The 15,069-nt window shown below is 68.4% G+C and carries 16 protein-coding genes and 1 pseudogene; 7 read left to right on the top strand and 10 right to left on the bottom strand.

The window, feature by feature from the left end; genetic code table 11:
• Positions 1-40 precede the first annotated feature (40 nt).
• Positions 41-313, top strand: a complete 273-nt coding sequence (locus tag WA965_RS19275; protein WP_526299855.1) for a hypothetical protein — start codon at positions 41-43, stop codon at positions 311-313.
• Positions 314-483: 170 nt separating this feature from the next.
• Positions 484-1,416: a DMT family transporter gene (locus tag WA965_RS19270; RefSeq protein WP_347133250.1), complete on the top strand. Its 933-nt coding sequence runs from the start codon at positions 484-486 to the stop codon at positions 1,414-1,416.
• On the opposite strand, the gene WA965_RS19265 is transcribed toward WA965_RS19270, so the two are convergent.
• Entirely contained in the window at positions 1,358-1,792 is a 435-nt protein-coding gene (locus tag WA965_RS19265; protein WP_526299853.1) for a TIGR03668 family PPOX class F420-dependent oxidoreductase, read from the bottom strand. The two genes, WA965_RS19270 and WA965_RS19265, sit on opposite strands and share 59 nt — an antisense overlap.
• Before the next feature lie 106 nt (positions 1,793-1,898).
• Between WA965_RS19265 and WA965_RS19260 the strand changes: the two genes are divergently transcribed.
• The 4 genes from WA965_RS19260 to WA965_RS19245 are packed head-to-tail and all read left to right on the top strand — an operon-like array spanning position 1,899 to position 5,751.
• On the top strand, positions 1,899-3,050 hold the full coding sequence (locus WA965_RS19260; RefSeq protein ID WP_526299851.1) for an ABC transporter substrate-binding protein: 1,152 nt from the start codon (positions 1,899-1,901) through the stop codon (positions 3,048-3,050).
• A 1-nt stretch (position 3,051) separates the two neighbouring features.
• The gene (locus tag WA965_RS19255) at positions 3,052-3,906 is read left to right on the top strand and encodes an ABC transporter permease (protein WP_526299849.1); all 855 of its coding nucleotides are present in this window, start codon (positions 3,052-3,054) and stop codon (positions 3,904-3,906) included.
• 10 nt (positions 3,907-3,916) lie between these two features.
• Positions 3,917-4,693 carry an ABC transporter permease gene (locus WA965_RS19250; RefSeq protein WP_526299847.1) on the top strand — a complete coding sequence of 259 codons (777 nt, stop codon included), beginning with the start codon at positions 3,917-3,919 and terminating at the stop codon, positions 4,691-4,693.
• On the top strand, positions 4,690-5,751 hold the full coding sequence (locus WA965_RS19245; RefSeq protein WP_526299845.1) for an ABC transporter ATP-binding protein: 1,062 nt from the start codon (positions 4,690-4,692) through the stop codon (positions 5,749-5,751). Before WA965_RS19250 ends, WA965_RS19245 begins: the two co-directional genes overlap by 4 nt.
• A 45-nt stretch (positions 5,752-5,796) precedes the next feature.
• On the opposite strand, the gene WA965_RS19240 is transcribed toward WA965_RS19245, so the two are convergent.
• Positions 5,797-6,372, bottom strand: a complete 576-nt coding sequence (locus WA965_RS19240; RefSeq protein WP_526299843.1) for an orotate phosphoribosyltransferase — start codon at positions 6,370-6,372, stop codon at positions 5,797-5,799.
• 32 nt (positions 6,373-6,404) lie between these two features.
• Positions 6,405-7,217, bottom strand: a complete 813-nt coding sequence (locus WA965_RS19235) for a HugZ family pyridoxamine 5'-phosphate oxidase (RefSeq protein ID WP_526299841.1) — start codon at positions 7,215-7,217, stop codon at positions 6,405-6,407.
• A gap of 93 nt (positions 7,218-7,310) precedes the next feature.
• On the opposite strand from WA965_RS19235, the gene WA965_RS19230 reads away from it, so the two are divergent.
• Positions 7,311-8,687, top strand: coding sequence for a maltokinase N-terminal cap-like domain-containing protein (locus tag WA965_RS19230; protein ID WP_526299839.1), 1,377 nt, complete (start codon positions 7,311-7,313; stop codon positions 8,685-8,687).
• Positions 8,688-8,689: 2 nt separating this feature from the next.
• Here the strand turns inward: WA965_RS19230 and fabG are convergent, their stop codons facing one another.
• From fabG to WA965_RS19195, 7 genes and pseudogenes are all read right to left on the bottom strand, one after another.
• Positions 8,690-9,466, bottom strand: a complete 777-nt coding sequence (gene fabG / locus WA965_RS19225) for a 3-oxoacyl-ACP reductase FabG (protein WP_526299837.1) — start codon at positions 9,464-9,466, stop codon at positions 8,690-8,692.
• A 263-nt stretch (positions 9,467-9,729) separates the two neighbouring features.
• A complete protein-coding gene (gene glgX, locus WA965_RS19220) occupies positions 9,730-12,003 on the bottom strand; it encodes a glycogen debranching protein GlgX (RefSeq protein ID WP_526447943.1) in 2,274 nt (757 codons plus the stop codon).
• Positions 12,004-12,070: 67 nt separating this feature from the next.
• Entirely contained in the window at positions 12,071-12,637 is a 567-nt protein-coding gene (locus tag WA965_RS19215; RefSeq protein WP_526299833.1) for an isochorismatase family protein, read from the bottom strand.
• A 16-nt stretch (positions 12,638-12,653) separates the two neighbouring features.
• The gene (locus WA965_RS19210) at positions 12,654-13,982 is read right to left on the bottom strand and encodes a hypothetical protein (protein WP_526299831.1); all 1,329 of its coding nucleotides are present in this window, start codon (positions 13,980-13,982) and stop codon (positions 12,654-12,656) included.
• On the bottom strand, positions 13,979-14,407 hold the full coding sequence (locus tag WA965_RS19205; RefSeq protein ID WP_526299829.1) for a hypothetical protein: 429 nt from the start codon (positions 14,405-14,407) through the stop codon (positions 13,979-13,981). Before WA965_RS19205 ends, WA965_RS19210 begins: the two co-directional genes overlap by 4 nt.
• Positions 14,394-14,543, bottom strand: a complete 150-nt coding sequence (locus WA965_RS19200) for a hypothetical protein (RefSeq protein ID WP_526299827.1) — start codon at positions 14,541-14,543, stop codon at positions 14,394-14,396. The genes WA965_RS19205 and WA965_RS19200 overlap by 14 nt, the downstream gene beginning before the upstream one ends.
• Positions 14,540-15,069: pseudogene (locus tag WA965_RS19195) on the bottom strand (hypothetical protein); the annotation flags it as partial. The pseudogene WA965_RS19195 and the gene WA965_RS19200, both read right to left, overlap by 4 nt.

The raw sequence follows: 15,069 nt of genomic DNA, 5'->3' as shown, positions 1-15,069 counted from the left end.
ACCACATGTCCGTCCGACAGGAACCAAGGGAAACTCAGTCATGAAGCTTCGAGTACTGCCCTATGTCACCGTCGAGGTCGACGACCGGGTTCGGCGCAGGCTGCGGTTGCGCGCCGAGCGGTTGCGCGTCAGCCTGCGCGCGTACCTGCTCAGCGCGGCCGACGACGTCGACGCCGCAGGCGACCGGGTGCGCGGGACCATCGACCGCGCGGTGAACCGGGTCGACTCGGCGGTGGCCACGGTCAACGACAAGATCGGTCCGACCGAGAACACCACCCGGCCGCACCTGCGCCTCGTCGACGAGGCGAGCTAGGCGATCCGGCGAGCACGACCAGCCGGCGCACCTTCACGGCCCCCGGGAATGCCCAGTTCCCCGGCGCTGAAACAAGATCGATCCGCGGCCACGCCCGGGCGGGTTGGGCGGGCCGCGGCGAAATGTGCTGTCCTTGTCGAGGGACCGAGAGCTGAAGGGAGCCCGTCGCTGTGGGAGGCCCAGTCTTCGGTCATGGTCTGACCGTGCTGCTCGCGGTGCTCGCCGCGGTGTTCCTCGCGATCGGAATCGTGGTGCGCCAGCGGGCCACCGTCGATGTGCCCGCCGAGCACGGCATCAGCCCCGTGATGTTCCGGACGCTGATCCGCAGCAGGCTCTGGTGGGCAGGCACCGGAGCGGCGATCGCCGGCTTCGGTTTCCAGGCGCTGGCGCTGGCCGAGGGCTCGCTGCTGCTGGTGCAGCCCATTCTGACCTCGGCTCTGCTGTTCGCGCTGCCGCTGAGCGCCCGGTTGGCGCACCGCAAGGTGACCAGGGGCGAGTGGGCGTGGGCGATGCTGCTGACCGTCGCGCTCGCGGTGTTCGTGGTGCTGGCCAAGGCGCGGCCGGGGGATTACACGGCGTCACTGTCGACCTCCGCGGTGGTCGCGGTGGTCTGCACGGTGGCGGTGGCTGCCTGCGTGATCGTTGCGACGAGGACCGTCGGCTGGCGGCGCGCCGTCCTGCTGGCCGTGGCGGTGGGCGTGCTGTTCGGGGTCGTCGCGGTGCTCACCAAGCTCGTCATGCACCTGCTGACCCACCAAGGTGTCGTAGCAGTGCTGACCACGCCAGTGCTGTACCTGCTGGTGCTGCTCGGGGTGCTGGGGATGCTGGTGCAGCAGTCGGCGTTCCATGCCGGATCCCTGCAGACCTCGGTGCCCACGATGCTGGTGCTCGAACCTGTGGTCGCGGTGCTGCTCGGCGCGGTGGTCCTCGGTGAGCACCTGGACGTGGGGCGCTGGGATGCCGTCGCGCTCGCGGTGTCGACGCTGGCGATGGCAGCCGGGACCATCGCGTTGGGGCGCGATGAGGGCGCCTACGAGGAGGAGCTCAGCGCGCCGACGACGGCGCCGCCTGCCACGACGACCACCGGCGGATCTGCACGCTGACGACCGGTCCGTCGAGTTCCACCCTGCTGTACTGGGGGTATTTGGCGCGCAGCAGCGCATATCCGGTCGCCATCTCCTCGCCGCTGTGATGAACGGCCGCGTCGCCGTCGGCGCGGACCCACCACAGCCGGGTCCAGTCGTGGTCGTAGTGGTCGACCAGGAGGCTCACCGCGGGGTTCTGCGCGATGTTGGCAAGCCGGCGCAAGCGCCGGGTCGTCTTGGGTTTGGCGTCGACGGCCGTGTAGAGCACGTCGCTGCGGCCTTCGGGCATCGCGAACACCACGGGTACCAGGTGTGGCGCACCATCGGCTCCAGTCGTGGCCAACACGGCGACAGGCGAGCCTGTGAATGCGGTCGCAGCATCAAATTCCGGCATCCCTCCACGGTAAGGTGCCAACGGCCCGCTGATTCGTTCACCGCGGAGTCGTCGCACGGAAACTGTGGAGCCACCGCGCGGCCTCCTGCACATCGGAAGGTTCGGCATGACCATTTCGCGGCACACGGCACCGCTGCTGTCCAGAGTCCTCGCATTCGCGGTGTCCGCACTGCTCGCGGGTGGCGCGGTGGCCTGCGCGCCGCCCGAGCAGGACAACTCGGGCGCCGAGACGGCGTCGGGGGTGATGGCCGCCGAGGCCACCTCCGCCGAGGACTTCGGCGGAATGGACGGGCTCATCGAGGCGGCCAAGGCCGAAGGTGAGCTCAATGTGATTGCGCTGCCACCGGATTGGGCCAACTACGGGGCGATCATCACGGCCTTCTCGGACAAGTACGGCATCAAGGTCAACTCGGCACAGCCCGACGCGTCCAGTCAGGACGAGATCAACGCCGCCAACCAGCAGAAGGGCCGCAGCAGCGCGCCCGACGTGTTCGACCTGGGCCAGTCGGTGGCGCTGGCGAACACCTCGATGTTCGCGCCGTACAAGGTCGCGACGTTCGACGACATCCCGGCCGCGTTCAAGGATCCCGACGGCACCTGGGTCAACGACTACGGCGGCTACATGTCGATCGGATTCGATTCGGCCGCTGTCCCCCCGGTCACCGGCATCGACGACCTGCTCAAGCCCGAGTACCGGGGCAAGGTGGCACTCAACGGCGATCCGACCCAGGCCGGTGCGGCGTTCTCCGGTGTCCTGATGGCCGCGCTGTCGCAGGGCGGTTCGGTCGACGACATCGCGCCCGGCGTCGAGTTCTTCCGCAAGCTCAACGAGGCGGGCAACTTCCTGCCCGTCGACCCGACGCCGGCGACCATCGAGTCCGGACAGACGCCGGTGGTCATCGACTGGAACTACACCAACGCCAGCGAGACCGAGAAGCTGCCCAGCTGGCAGGTCGTGGTGCCGTCGGAGTATCCGGTGGCCGGCTACTACTACCAGGCCATCAGCAAGGATGCCCCGCACCCGGCGGCCGCCCGGCTGTGGCAGGAGTTCCTGTACAGCGACGAGGGTCAGAACCTGTTCGCCCAAGGCGGCGTGCGACCGGTGCGCGCCGACAACATGATTGCCGACGGCACCCTCCAGGACTCGGTCGCGAACTCGATGCCCGTCGTCGACGGCCCGGTGACCGTGCCGACGCCCGAGCAGACCGAGGCCGCCTCGAAGTACCTCGCGGAGAACTGGGCCGCGGCGGTGGGCTGACATGCCGACGCTGGGTCGGCGCGTCCGGGAGTTGTTGCCGCTGCTGCCCTTCCTGACCGTCGTCGTGATCTTCCTGATAATCCCGACGGTCACGGTGGTGGTGAGCTCGGTGTACGCCGACGGGGTCTTCACGATGGAGCGCATCGCGGCGCTGTTCACCGGCACCGCGCTGTCGGCGCTGGCCAGCAGCGTCGTGCTCTCGGGCGCCACCGCATTCCTCGGCGCGGTGTTCGGCGCGGTGATGGCCTGGCTCATCGTCAGCAGCCCACCGGAGTCGATGGTGCGCCGCGCGGTGCTCTCGCTGTGCAGCGTGCTCGCCCAATTCGGCGGCGTTGCACTGGCTTTCGCCTTTCTGGCGACCGTCGGCCTCAACGGTGTGCTGACGCTGTGGGTGCAGCAGATGTTCGGCTGGAACCTGGCCGGATCGGGTTGGCTGTACAGCCTGGGCGGGCTGATCCTCGTCTACACCTACTTCCAGATCCCGTTGATGGTGATCGTGTTCATCCCGGCGCTGGAGGGACTGCGTGACCAGTGGCGCGAGGCCGCGGTCAGCCTCGGCGCATCCACCTGGGCGTACTGGCGCGAGGTGGCCATTCCGCTGCTCACCCCGGCATTCCTCGGGTCGGCACTGTTGTTGTTCGCCAACGCTTTCGCCGCCTATGCGACCGCCGCGGCGCTGGTCAGCCAGGGCAGCCCGATCGTGCCGTTGCTGATCCGTGCGTCTCTGGTCAGCGAGGTGGTGCTGGGGAAGCAGGGCTTCGCCTACGCGTTGGCACTGGAGATGATCGTGGTGGTCGCCGTGGTCATGGTCGCCTACTCGCTGCTGGTGCGGCGCACCGCGCGGTGGCTGTCATGAGAACCGCGTCATGAGAACCGCGGTGCGCGGCGGATTGTGGGTGCTGTTCGGCCTGTTCTTCCTGTTCCCGCTGTACGCGATGGCCGACTTCTCCACCCGCAACCTGCTCGCGGGCGGGCGCACGATGCAGGCGTGGGCGAATCTGGTCACCGACGATGCGCTGTACCAGTCGATCGTGATCTCGCTCCTGCTGGCCGTGTTCACCGTGGTGACCATGCTGGTGCTGTTGGTGCCCACCATGATCTGGGTGCGGCTGCGGGCCCCGTGGGCGAAGGGACTCGTGGAATTTCTCTGCCTGCTGCCGTTGACCATCCCCGCGTTGGTGATCGTGGTGGGACTTCGCAACGTGTACCTGTGGGTGACATACCTGCTGGGCGAATCGGCCCTGACGTTGACCTTCGTGTACGTGGTCGTGGTGTTGCCGTTCGCCTACCGTGCGCTCGATGCCGCGTTGTCGGCCATCGACCTGCAGACACTGTCGGAGGCCGCCCGATCCCTCGGCGCGGGCTGGACGTCGACGATCCTGCGCGTGGTGGTCCCCAACATCTGGTCGGGCATCCTGTCTGCCGCGTTCATCTCGATCGCGGTGGTGCTCGGTGAGTACACCATCGCGTCGCTGAGCGGATACGAGACACTGCAGGTCCAGATCGTGTTGATCGGCAAGAGCGACGGTCCGACGTCGGTGGCGGCCTCCCTGGCCACGCTGCTGTTCGGGTTCGCGCTGCTGCTGGTCCTGTCGTTGGTGACCCGCGGACGGAGCCGCCGAACCTTGGGAGCAACGCTATGAGAAACGGCGGCACCGTCCACGCCGCCGGTGTGGGCGTCGAACTCGACGAGCTCACCCGGGTGTACGGCAGCACCAGGGCACTCGACGGCCTCACGCTGCACATCAAGCCCGGGGAAATGGTGGCGCTGCTGGGCCCTTCGGGGTGCGGCAAGACGACCGCGCTGAGGATTCTCGCAGGCCTCGACGAGGCGACATCGGGAACGGTGTCGGTCGCAGGAGTCGACGTCAGCAGAGTGCCCGCCAACAAGCGGGACATGGGAATGGTGTTTCAGGCCTACAGCCTGTTCCCGCATCTGACCGTGCTCGACAACGTCGCCTTCGGGTTGAAGATGCGCGGGAAGGGCAAGGGCGTCAGGCAGTCCCGCGCGGCGGAGATGCTCGAGCTGGTGGGCCTGTCGGCGCACACCGACAAGTACGCCGGCGAGCTCTCGGGTGGTCAGCAGCAGCGGGTGGCGCTGGCGCGCGCGCTCGCCATCGAACCGCGGGTGCTGCTGCTCGACGAGCCGCTTTCGGCGCTGGATGCCAAGGTGCGCACGCAGTTGCGCGACGAGATCCGCCGGGTGCAGCTGGAGGTGGGCACGACGACGCTGTTTGTCACCCACGACCAGGAGGAGGCGCTGGCCGTCGCCGACCGGGTCGGGGTGATGAGCCAGGGCAGGCTCGAACAGCTCGCCGCACCGGCCGACGTCTACGCCAGCCCGGCCACGCCGTTCGTCGCGGACTTCGTGGGCCTGAACAACAGGGTGCCCGCGCGGGTCTCCGGTGGCCGCGCGGAGTTGCTGGGTGTCTCGGTGCCCGCGTTGGCCGGCTCGGTGGCCTCGGGAACAGGCATGGCCATGGTGCGCCCGGAGTCGGTCACCATCACCGCCGATCGCGCCGGCACGGCCAGGGTCGGTGCGGTGTCGTTCCTGGGCGCCATCTCCCGGGTGACGGCGTTTCTGGCCGACGGTTCGACGATCAACGCACAGATGGCCAGCTCGGCCGCGCGGGCGTTCGCTCCGGGCGACCCGGTGACCGTCGGCATCGAACCGGGCGGCGTGCTCGTCGTCGCGGGGTGAATCGGGCGCGCAAAGCGACGGTGACGGTGCGTGAGCGCGCCGGATTCACACGTCGGCGACCGGGTCGATGCCCAGGTCGCGGTAGCTCACCAGTGCGAAGAAGGGCACCCCGTGCCGGGCGAACCGCCGGGCCGCGACGTCGCCGCGGTCGACCATCGGGATGACGCCGGTGGCCACCGCGCCGACCGCCTTGATCCGCTCCAGCGCGATCTCGGTGGAGCCGCCGGTGCTGATGACATCGTCGACCAGCAGCACCCGCGTGCCGGCCTGCAACCGGGTGCCCTCGATCCACTGCTCACGCCCGCGCGACTTCTGTTCCTTGCGCACCGAGAACCACGCCTTGCCGGTCACCATGGCGACCCCGTGCGCGAGCGGGTCGGCGCCCATCGTCAGACCGCCGACCGCATCGAACTCGATGCCGTTGAGCGCGGCGAGGTCCGCGACCGCCTTGGACACGATCGCCAGCCGCTCACCGGTGTCGACGGCGTACTTCCCGTCGATGTAGTCGTGGCTGAGCTGACCGCTGGCGAGCCGGAACGGCTCCTCGCGGCGCTCATAGCCTCGAGTGCGGACCAGGTCGAATGCCGCCTGCCAGGTGTCGGGTCGCTGCTGCTCAGCCATACCCGCGATGGTATTGCACGGCGGGGGGCGGCTCAGCCCTCGCGTGCCCGACGCGTCAACTCGACTGCAGCCGAACGCAATTGGTCGATGGAGTCGATGGGCGCGGCGTAGCCGACACGCGTGTAGGCCAAGCCCCGATCGGTGGTCAGCCGCAGGTCCAGACCGTACCGGTCGGCGCCGGTGCACACCGCCGCGGTGGTGTCGGGGTATCCGCCGAGTGTCCTGGCCATCGCCGCGAGCGCCTCGGCATGGTCGTCGTTGAGGTGCGTCACCGCACCCGCCGAGAACGGCGTCACCGGGTCGGGATGCGCGTCGGCGTAGGCCTGGCCGCTGGTCGAGTCCATCCGTCCGTAACCGCCGACCCACCGCACCCGGGTCACCCGCAGCACCCACAGCGAGAAATCGCTGTAGTCGATGTAGTACTTGGCGGCATCCACCGCGGCAAGGTGTGCCTCCCGCGCGGCGACCCGTTCGTCACCGACGGGCGCCTCGACGTGCCCGGCCAGGGTGATGCGACCGCTGGCCAGCGGATCGTCCTGGGTGCCCGGTGCCACGATCGCGATGCTGGCGCGCTGGTCACCGGTGAGGTTGCGGCCGTGTTCGGCAAGGTTGGACACACACAGCACCGGCGCCCCGCCGAGCAGGCCGAACGTCACGAACGACGCCCACGGATCACCGTCGGCGGTCAGCGACGCCAGCGTGCCGGTGTTGGTCGACGCGGCGATCGTGCGTGCCTCCTCGGCCGCCGACGGGCGGACCGTGTTGACCGGAGCGGTCAGCGGGGGAGGCACACTCGGGGCATCTCCCGGGTCGCCATGATCACGTGTCGAGCCACCGGACGTCACGTCGGCACAGTAGCGCTTATCCTCCGGCGCGGGGGCTGCCGGGCACGCTCGGGTGGTTGACCCGCCGCCGTCCTGGGTAGCTTTGAGAACGGTATGGACGACAGCGAGCACACACGTTCCGACGGCAGCGATCCAGCGACAGCCTCGGTGAGGACACTGCCGTTCGGCGAGTGGATCACCCACCAGCGGTGGTACGCCGGTCGAAGTCGCGAACAGGTGTCGGCGCAAGCCGTGACGGTGACGTCGCTGCGCGATGATTCCGGGGACGACCTCGACCTGGTGCTGCTCGAGGTCGCCTACGGCGACGGCTCCGCGGAGCGGTACCAGGTGCTGGTCCGATGGGGCAGCGCTCAGTCCGGTGAGCGCGGCGCCCTCGCCACCATCGGTGCCGACGGAGATCACGTCGCCTACGACGCCCTCTACGATCCCGCTGCCGCGAGTCACCTGCTCTCGCTGATCGACTCGTCGGCCACCGTCGCGGATCTGCGATTCGCCAAGGAGCCCGGCGTGTCCCTGCCGCTGGACGCCCCGGCGCGGGTGTCCGGCGCCGAGCAGAGCAACACCAGCGTCATCTTCGGCCACCACGCCGTGCTCAAGGTGTTCCGGCGGGTCACCCCGGGGATCAACCCCGACATCGAACTGAACAGGGTGCTGGCGCGTGCGGGCAACCCGCACGTCGCGCATCTGCTCGGCTCCTATGAAACAGATTGGGACGGAACGGGTTCCGAGCCTTGCGCGCTCGGCATGGTGACCGCGTTCGCCGCTGACAGCACCGAGGGCTGGGAGATGGCCACGGCCAGCGCCGGTGAGCTGTTCGTCGGCGGGGCGGGTGACGATTTCGAGGCCGAGTCCTACCGGTTGGGCGAAGCGGTCGCATCCGTGCACGCCACCCTTGCCGAGCAGTTGGGATCGTCCACCGAGCCGTTCCCGTTGGACACCGTGCTGGAACGGCTCAGCGCCGCCACCCTCGCGGCGCCCGAACTGCGCGAGCACGCCCCGCTGATCGAACAGCGCTACCGCGCGTTCGCCGGCGAGTCGATCACCGTGCAGCGGGTGCACGGCGACCTGCATCTCGGCCAGGTGCTCCGCACATCGGAGGGCTGGCTGCTGATCGATTTCGAGGGCGAGCCGGGGCAGCCGCTCGAAGAGCGCCGCCGGCCCGATTCGCCGCTGCGTGACGTCGCCGGAGTGCTGCGCTCCTATGAGTACGCCGCCTACCAGCGGCTGGTGGCGGGTGAGGCCGCTGCCGACGGGCAGGTCGTGGAACGCGCGCGGGGGTGGGTAGACCGCAACAGCGCGGCGTTCTGCGCCGGTTACGCCGCGGTGGCCGGGGCGGACCCGCGCGACTCGGGTCCGGAGTTGGCCGCCTACGAACTGGACAAGGCGGTGTACGAGGCCGCCTACGAAGCCCGCTTCCGGCCGTCGTGGCTGCCGATCCCGATGAGGTCGATCGCCCGCATCCTGGGCTGAGGTCAGGGCGTGACGGCGTCGGGGGATTCGGGCAGCACCTGTCCGCCGTCCACCGCGATCGACTGACCGGTGAGGTACCCGGCCTCGTCGCTGGCCAGGAACGCAGCGGTGTAGCCGATGTCGGCGGGTGTGCCCAGCGATCCCGCCGGAATCGACTTGGCCATCCCCGTCAGGTATTCCTCGCCGAGGTCTTTGAGCCCTTCGGTCAGGATGTTGCCGGGCAGCACGGCGTTGACAGTGATCTTGTGCGGGGCCAGCTCGATCGCAGCGGTCCGCATGAACCCCAGCTGAGCTGCCTTCGACGCGCCGTAATGGGTCCAGCCGGGGAACCCGGTGATCGGACCGGTGATCGACGACGTGAGCACGATGCGGCCGCGGCCGGAGGCGATCAACGCGTCCAGGCATGCCTGCACGCTGAAGACGGTGCCCTTGACGTTGACGTCGAGCACGCCGGAGAGCTGATCGGGTGTCATCGTCCTCAGCGGCGCCTCCGGGAAGATTCCCGCGTTGGCGCACAGCACGTCGATACCTCCGAACGCGGCGACGACGGCTGCGGCCATCGCGGTGCAGGAGTCGCGATCGGACACGTCGGTCTCGACACCGATCACCCGGCCGGTGCCCAGCTCGTCGAGTTCTGCGACCGCGGCGTCGAGGTCGGCGCGCGAACGCGCCGCGATCGCCACGTGCGCATCCGCCGAGGCGAACACCGACGCGATACCCAGGCCGATTCCCTTGCTACCACCGGTGACCACGACTGATTTGTCGGCTACGGAGAACATGGCGTCCAGTCTCGGGCATGGGCGCCACCAGCGCAGGCTGGCAACCGTGGCCACCGGGTAGGGCACCGCCGCTCTACGGCTCCTACGTCCGGCCCGCCCGGCCGGAGGCAATCGGAAAACTCCGATGCCGGCTCGGTGACCACGGTTGCAACAGCATTGCCAAGCTAACACACAGACTCAGGAAAGTGCCTGAACTTCGCGGTTAAGCGTGATGGCGCGCAACGTGTTTGGACTCCAGTCCCGGAGACCGCCCGATTTCCGCGTCAGAGTTCGGTGGCCCGCAGCACCAGCACCGCCCTGGCCTCGACCGTCACCACCTTGTCGACCGGCTTCGGCTCGGCGTCCGACGCGGCCGCGGTGTCGACCACGACCTCCCATGACGCCGCGAACTTCTTCGGTGGCAGCTTGAATTTTATCGGCTCGTAGTGCGCGTTGAAGCACAGCACGAACGAGTCGTCGATGATCCGCTGTCCGCGGGCGTCCGGGTCGGGGATGCCGTGGCCGTTGAGGTACACCGCCACCGATTTCGCAAAACCCGACCCCCAGTCCTCGCCGGTCATCTCGGTGCCGTCGGGAGTGAACCAGGCGATGTCGGGAAGGCCGGCCTGGCCGCGTCGGCCGACCGGCTTGCCGCTGAAGAACCGCCGCCGCCGGAACACCGGGTGCGCGGCGCGCAGGGCCGACACCGTCTTGGCGAACTCGAGCAGCTCGGTGTCCGCATTGGCCCAGTCGATCCAGGTGATCTCGTTGTCCTGGCAGTAGCCGTTGTTGTTACCGCCCTGGGTGCGGCCGAGTTCGTCGCCGTGGCAGATCATCGGGACACCTTGCGACAACAGCAGAGTCGTCAGGAAGTTGCGTTCCTGGCGTGATCGCAACGCGGTGATCTCGGGGTCTTCGGTGGGGCCTTCCACGCCGCAGTTCCAGGACCGGTTGTGGCTCTCGCCGTCGTTGTTGTCCTCGCCGTTGGCGTCGTTGTGCTTCTCGTTGTAGGACACCAGGTCACGCAGTGTGAACCCGTCGTGGGCGATGACGAAGTTGATCGACGCCACCGGCCGCCGCGCGGTGTTCTCGTAGAGGTCCGCCGACCCGGTGAGCCGATAGGCGAACTCGTCGAGGGTGGCGGGCTCGCCGCGCCAGAAATCGCGCACGGTGTCGCGGTACTTGCCGTTCCACTCCGTCCACTGCGGCGGGAAGTTGCCCACCTGGTAACCGCCCGGGCCGACGTCCCACGGCTCGGCGATCAGCTTGACCTGGCTGACTGTCGGATCCTGCTGCACCAGCTCGAAGAACGTCGACAGCTTGTCCACGTCGTAGAACTCCCTGGCCAGAGTCGAGGCCAGGTCGAAGCGGAATCCGTCGACGTGCATCTCGGTCACCCAGTACCGCAGCGAGTCCATGATCAGCTGCAGCGAGTGGGGGTGGCCGACGTTGAGGCTGTTGCCGGTGCCGGTGTAGTCCATGTAGTAGCGCAGGTCGTCGTCGACGAGCCGGTAGTAGGCCGCGTTGTCGATGCCGCGCATCGAGACCGTCGGCCCGAGGTGGTTGCCCTCGGCGGTGTGGTTGTACACCACGTCGAGGATGACCTCGATGCCCGCTTCGTGCAGGCTGCGCACCATCGCCTTGAATTCCTGCACCTGTCCGCCCGGGGTGCCACTGCTGCTGTACTTCGGGTCCGGCGCGAAGAACCCGATCGTGTTGTAGCCCCAGTAGTTCGACAGCCCCTTGTCGATCAACGTGGAGTCGTTCGCGAAATGGTGCACCGGCATCAGTTCGATCGCCGTGATGCCCATCTCCTGGAGATGTTCGATGATCGCCGGGTGCGCCACGGCGGCGTACGTGCCGCGCATCTGCTCGGGAATGTCGGGATGGGTCTCGGTGAGCCCCTTGACGTGGGCTTCGTAGATGACGGAGTCGGCGTACTCGTGCTTCGGCGGGCGGTCCACACCCCAATCGAAGAACGGGTTGATCACCACTGACTTGGGCATGCTGGCTGCGGAGTCGTCGTCATTGCGGCTGTCTTCGTTACCGAAGTTGTAGCCGAACAGCGACTGGTTCCAGTCGAAGATGCCGTCGATGGCCTTGGCGTACGGGTCGAGCAGCAGCTTGCTCGGATTGCACCGGTGGCCCGCTTCGGGATCGTTGGGGCCATGCACCCGGTAGCCGTAGCGCTGACCGGGCTCGATGTTGGGGAGGAACCCATGCCAGACGAACCCGTCCACCTCGGGCAGGGTCAACCTGGTCTCGACCCCGTCCGCGTCGAACAGGCACAACTCGACGCGCTCGGCGACCTCGCTGAACAAGGCGAAGTTCGTGCCGGAGCCGTCGTAGGACGCCCCGAGTGGGTAGGCCTTGCCGCGCCATACTTCCTGCGGAACGGCATTGGGACTGGAGACTTGGGTCAAGGGGCACTCATTTTCTGGCTGACGGGACAAACAACGAACAAAGTGACGATACGGTGCTCCCGACGGGTCGGGCATGGTGGACGGAGCGCGCGGACCGGGCGTGAAACGCTGACGGGTACCCGCTGAACTGCCCATTCACCCGACAGCGCAAACCACGGCACAAGCCGATGTGTCCACTCTCACCGCGGTGGGCGCCGAGAAATCAGTCCTGCACGGTCACCCCTGCGACGCGCAACGCGTCGACGGCGTCCGTGGTCGTCGTCGGTGACACCCCCGCCGTCAGGTGCACGAGCACCCTGGTGGTGAACCCCTCGCCGGCCGCATCGGCGGCCGTGGCTCTCACGCAGTAGTCGGTCGCGATACCGACGACATCGACCGCGGCCACGTCCCGTCGGCGCAGCCAGTCGGTCAACGTCGTCCCGTCCTCGTCAGCGCCTTCGAACCCGCTGTAGGCCGCCGAGTAGTGCCCCTTGTAGAACACCGCTTCGACTGCGCTCGGGTCGAACACCGGATGGAACTCGGCGCCGGGGGTCCCGACAACGCAGTGCCGCGGCCACGACGATACGTAGTCGGGGTTCTCGGAGAAGTGGTCACCGGGGTCGATGTGGAAGTCCTTGGTGGCGACCACGTGGGCGTATCCGTGGTCGGTGGCCAGCAGTTCGGTGATGCGCTGCGCCACCCCTGCGCCGCCGTCGACTGCCAGCGAGCCGCCCTCGCAGAAGTCGTTCTGCACGTCGACGATGATGAGCGCGGTCTTCGATCCCGTCATCGCTCCCACGGTATCGTCACCCGCCGAACAGCAGGTAGAGCCCGGTGAACGTGTAGCCGACCATCACCAGCATCATCATCAGCTGCCCGGTGAGCTGGTGGCTTCTGGGCAGCAGTGCCAGCGATCGGTCGTGCGCGGCGATCACCCCGGCCACGTGGCCGGTGACGACGAAGCCCACCTTGAGCGAGGCCAGCAGTCCCGGATGCGTCGACAGCATGTAACTCACCTCGGCCTGCGACAACCAGAACAGATTCCATCCGCGGTCGAGTGGGTCCGCGAGTCGGATGATCGCCTCCTGGCCGCGCTCCACCAAATAGGTCAGGTAGTGGGCGAAGACGTAGCCGAGCACGATCGGGATCAGCGAGTGCGCCATCAGGCCGGGTAGCTCGCGGCGGCGTTGCGCGTCGACCCCACCCGTGCAGCGGGCCGCGAACGAGAACGTGCCCGCGACCACCCCGGCGAACAGGAGCAGGCCGCCGGTGCGTAGCAGTGTCGCGGTCAGCGTCGACGACGTTGTCGAGTCGACGAACTCCCGCCACTGCGGCATGGCCGAGAAGCTGTCGAACGCCGTCGAGCCCAACAGCACCGACAGCACCGCGACGGTCCCCGGCCGAACCGGCAACGACAGCAGATGATCGAACGGGTTGCCGATCGCGACGCGGCCGTCGGGGTTGCGGCGCAGCGGCGACAGCCGCGACGCCGCCATGCTGTAGACCTCGAACGGGTCGGCCCGCGCACTCCACCGGGTGCCGAACCACAGCGTCCCGGCCAACGTCAGCACGAGATAGGCGACCAGCCAGCTGCGGATCGCCCCGATCGACCCGGGGTCGGGGCTGGCGAGCTCGAGCCACACGAACGCGAACAGACCGAAGGCCGCGGGCCAGTACCCGAGCGCCGTCGGATAGTCACCGCCGAGCGTGCGTCCCCCGGCGAGTCGGGCCACCGTGCGCACGGGCGAGAGCAGCCGCCACACGGGGCCGACGACCAGCGACAGCGCGGGCAGACCCACCCACAGCAGCACGTAGAACACCCCGGGCAGCGGGTTCTCCGCGCTGTCCGGACCGAGGAAGGCGGCCATCCCCACCCACGCCGTCAACAGCAACGCCGCCGCCGCGACCACCCACCGGATGGCGGGGCTGTCCACCGCTGCGGTCACCGAGTGCGGCAACGCCAGGCCGGGTCTGTCCGCGGCGAACCGCGGCCGCTTCCACGCCAGCGCGACGGCGGCGAATGTGAACGTCAGCGCCCAAGCGGCGCCGATCAGCGCGTACGTGTACGGAATGGGCAGGTCGGCGGAACCGCCGAGGCCGTGTGCCAGTACGGCGGTGGACGGATCCGACGTCATCGCACCTGGATGGTCGCGATCGTCCTGCGCAGCTCGTGCAGCTCGACGTCGACGCGGCCGGGGATGTCGACGGTGAACTCGAACGACTGCGCGGGTCCGACACCGACGTCGAAGGTGTGCTCCGGGGTCGAGTGCACGTGGAGTTCGTCGGCGCTGTCGCTGGCGACCCGGATCACGATCGGTTGACCGACGGCAGCCTGCAGCGCAGCGTTGCTCGGGCGGACCTCGCCGCCCTCGATCGTGACGTCGATGACGAGCGGAGCAGGCCGGCCCGGATCGGCGGTTACGCCGGGGCTGACGCTCGCAACCGACGGGTTGCCCGCCGGGGCATCGGTGGTGCCGGTGTCCTCACCGCCGGTTCCGCCGCACCCAGCGAGCACCACCACCGCCGCGGTCAGAGCCAGGACTCTGTCACGAACTGCCACTGTCCGGCTTCTCTTCTCGTTTGCGGTTCTTGACTGCGATGTAAACCACCACCCCGGCGACCACGATCGCCGGGGCGAACGCGGGTACGGCGATCCAGATCGGATGGTCGGCCAGTATCTGGACCTCGGGAGTCATGACTGAGCCGACGGCTGCAACTCCGCGTCGCTGCCGCTGGGTTCGCTGTTGTTGATCCGGCCACCACCCCAGGCGATTCCGGTGATCATGGCCAGCGTGCAGAACAGCACCACCAGGCATCCGATCAGCCACAGCGACTGGGGGATGTCGGGGCTGCGCTCCCGCTGCAGAATGGTGATCTCCGAGACCAGCGGACGGGTGAACTGCGCCTCGGCCGGCACCTCCTCGGCGCCGATGCCGGGATCGCCGGCGAGGTAGATCGGCACCGCCGCCAGAGTCCTGCCGTCGTGCACGCGCAGCAGGGTCTTCCAGGTGCCCGACACCGGCAGCGGGGTGGTCGATCGGTAGTGGCCGGGGCCGACGCTCTCGAGGGTGTCGACGAACTGACCGCGTTCGTTCTCGAGGCCGCCCTGCCAGCCCAGGATGGCCAGCCAGTTGGGGTCGTCGCTGATGACATCCGGCGGGTTGAGGCGGATGTCGGCGGTCACGTAGCGCTGATCGTCCACCGCGGGCGCCTCGGTCAGGG

This window comes from Mycobacterium sp. (assembly GCF_049683935.1).
Classification (GTDB): Bacteria; Actinomycetota; Actinomycetes; order Mycobacteriales; family Mycobacteriaceae; genus Mycobacterium.
The sequence above is the reverse complement of the archived record's forward strand: the minus strand, read 5'-3'. Positions and strand labels throughout refer to the sequence as shown.

What these genes read in the sequence shown, in the direction of transcription:
- WA965_RS19245 (WP_526299845.1), top strand. Translation starts at nt 4,690, where the DNA reads ATGAGAAACGGCGGCACCGTCCACGCCGCCGGTGTGGGCGTCGAACTC.
- WA965_RS19255 (WP_526299849.1), top strand. Translation starts at nt 3,052, where the DNA reads ATGCCGACGCTGGGTCGGCGCGTCCGGGAGTTGTTGCCGCTGCTGCCC.
- WA965_RS19250 (WP_526299847.1), top strand. Translation starts at nt 3,917, where the DNA reads ATGAGAACCGCGGTGCGCGGCGGATTGTGGGTGCTGTTCGGCCTGTTC.
- WA965_RS19230 (WP_526299839.1), top strand. Translation starts at nt 7,311, where the DNA reads ATGGACGACAGCGAGCACACACGTTCCGACGGCAGCGATCCAGCGACA.
- WA965_RS19275 (WP_526299855.1), top strand. Translation starts at nt 41, where the DNA reads ATGAAGCTTCGAGTACTGCCCTATGTCACCGTCGAGGTCGACGACCGG.
- glgX (WP_526447943.1), bottom strand. Translation starts at nt 12,003, where the DNA reads ATGGGCAGTTCAGCGGGTACCCGTCAGCGTTTCACGCCCGGTCCGCGC.
- WA965_RS19210 (WP_526299831.1), bottom strand. Translation starts at nt 13,982, where the DNA reads ATGACGTCGGATCCGTCCACCGCCGTACTGGCACACGGCCTCGGCGGT.
- WA965_RS19215 (WP_526299833.1), bottom strand. Translation starts at nt 12,637, where the DNA reads ATGACGGGATCGAAGACCGCGCTCATCATCGTCGACGTGCAGAACGAC.
- WA965_RS19200 (WP_526299827.1), bottom strand. Translation starts at nt 14,543, where the DNA reads ATGACTCCCGAGGTCCAGATACTGGCCGACCATCCGATCTGGATCGCC.
- WA965_RS19260 (WP_526299851.1), top strand. Translation starts at nt 1,899, where the DNA reads ATGACCATTTCGCGGCACACGGCACCGCTGCTGTCCAGAGTCCTCGCA.
- fabG (WP_526299837.1), bottom strand. Translation starts at nt 9,466, where the DNA reads ATGTTCTCCGTAGCCGACAAATCAGTCGTGGTCACCGGTGGTAGCAAG.
- WA965_RS19265 (WP_526299853.1), bottom strand. Translation starts at nt 1,792, where the DNA reads ATGCCGGAATTTGATGCTGCGACCGCATTCACAGGCTCGCCTGTCGCC.
- WA965_RS19240 (WP_526299843.1), bottom strand. Translation starts at nt 6,372, where the DNA reads ATGGCTGAGCAGCAGCGACCCGACACCTGGCAGGCGGCATTCGACCTG.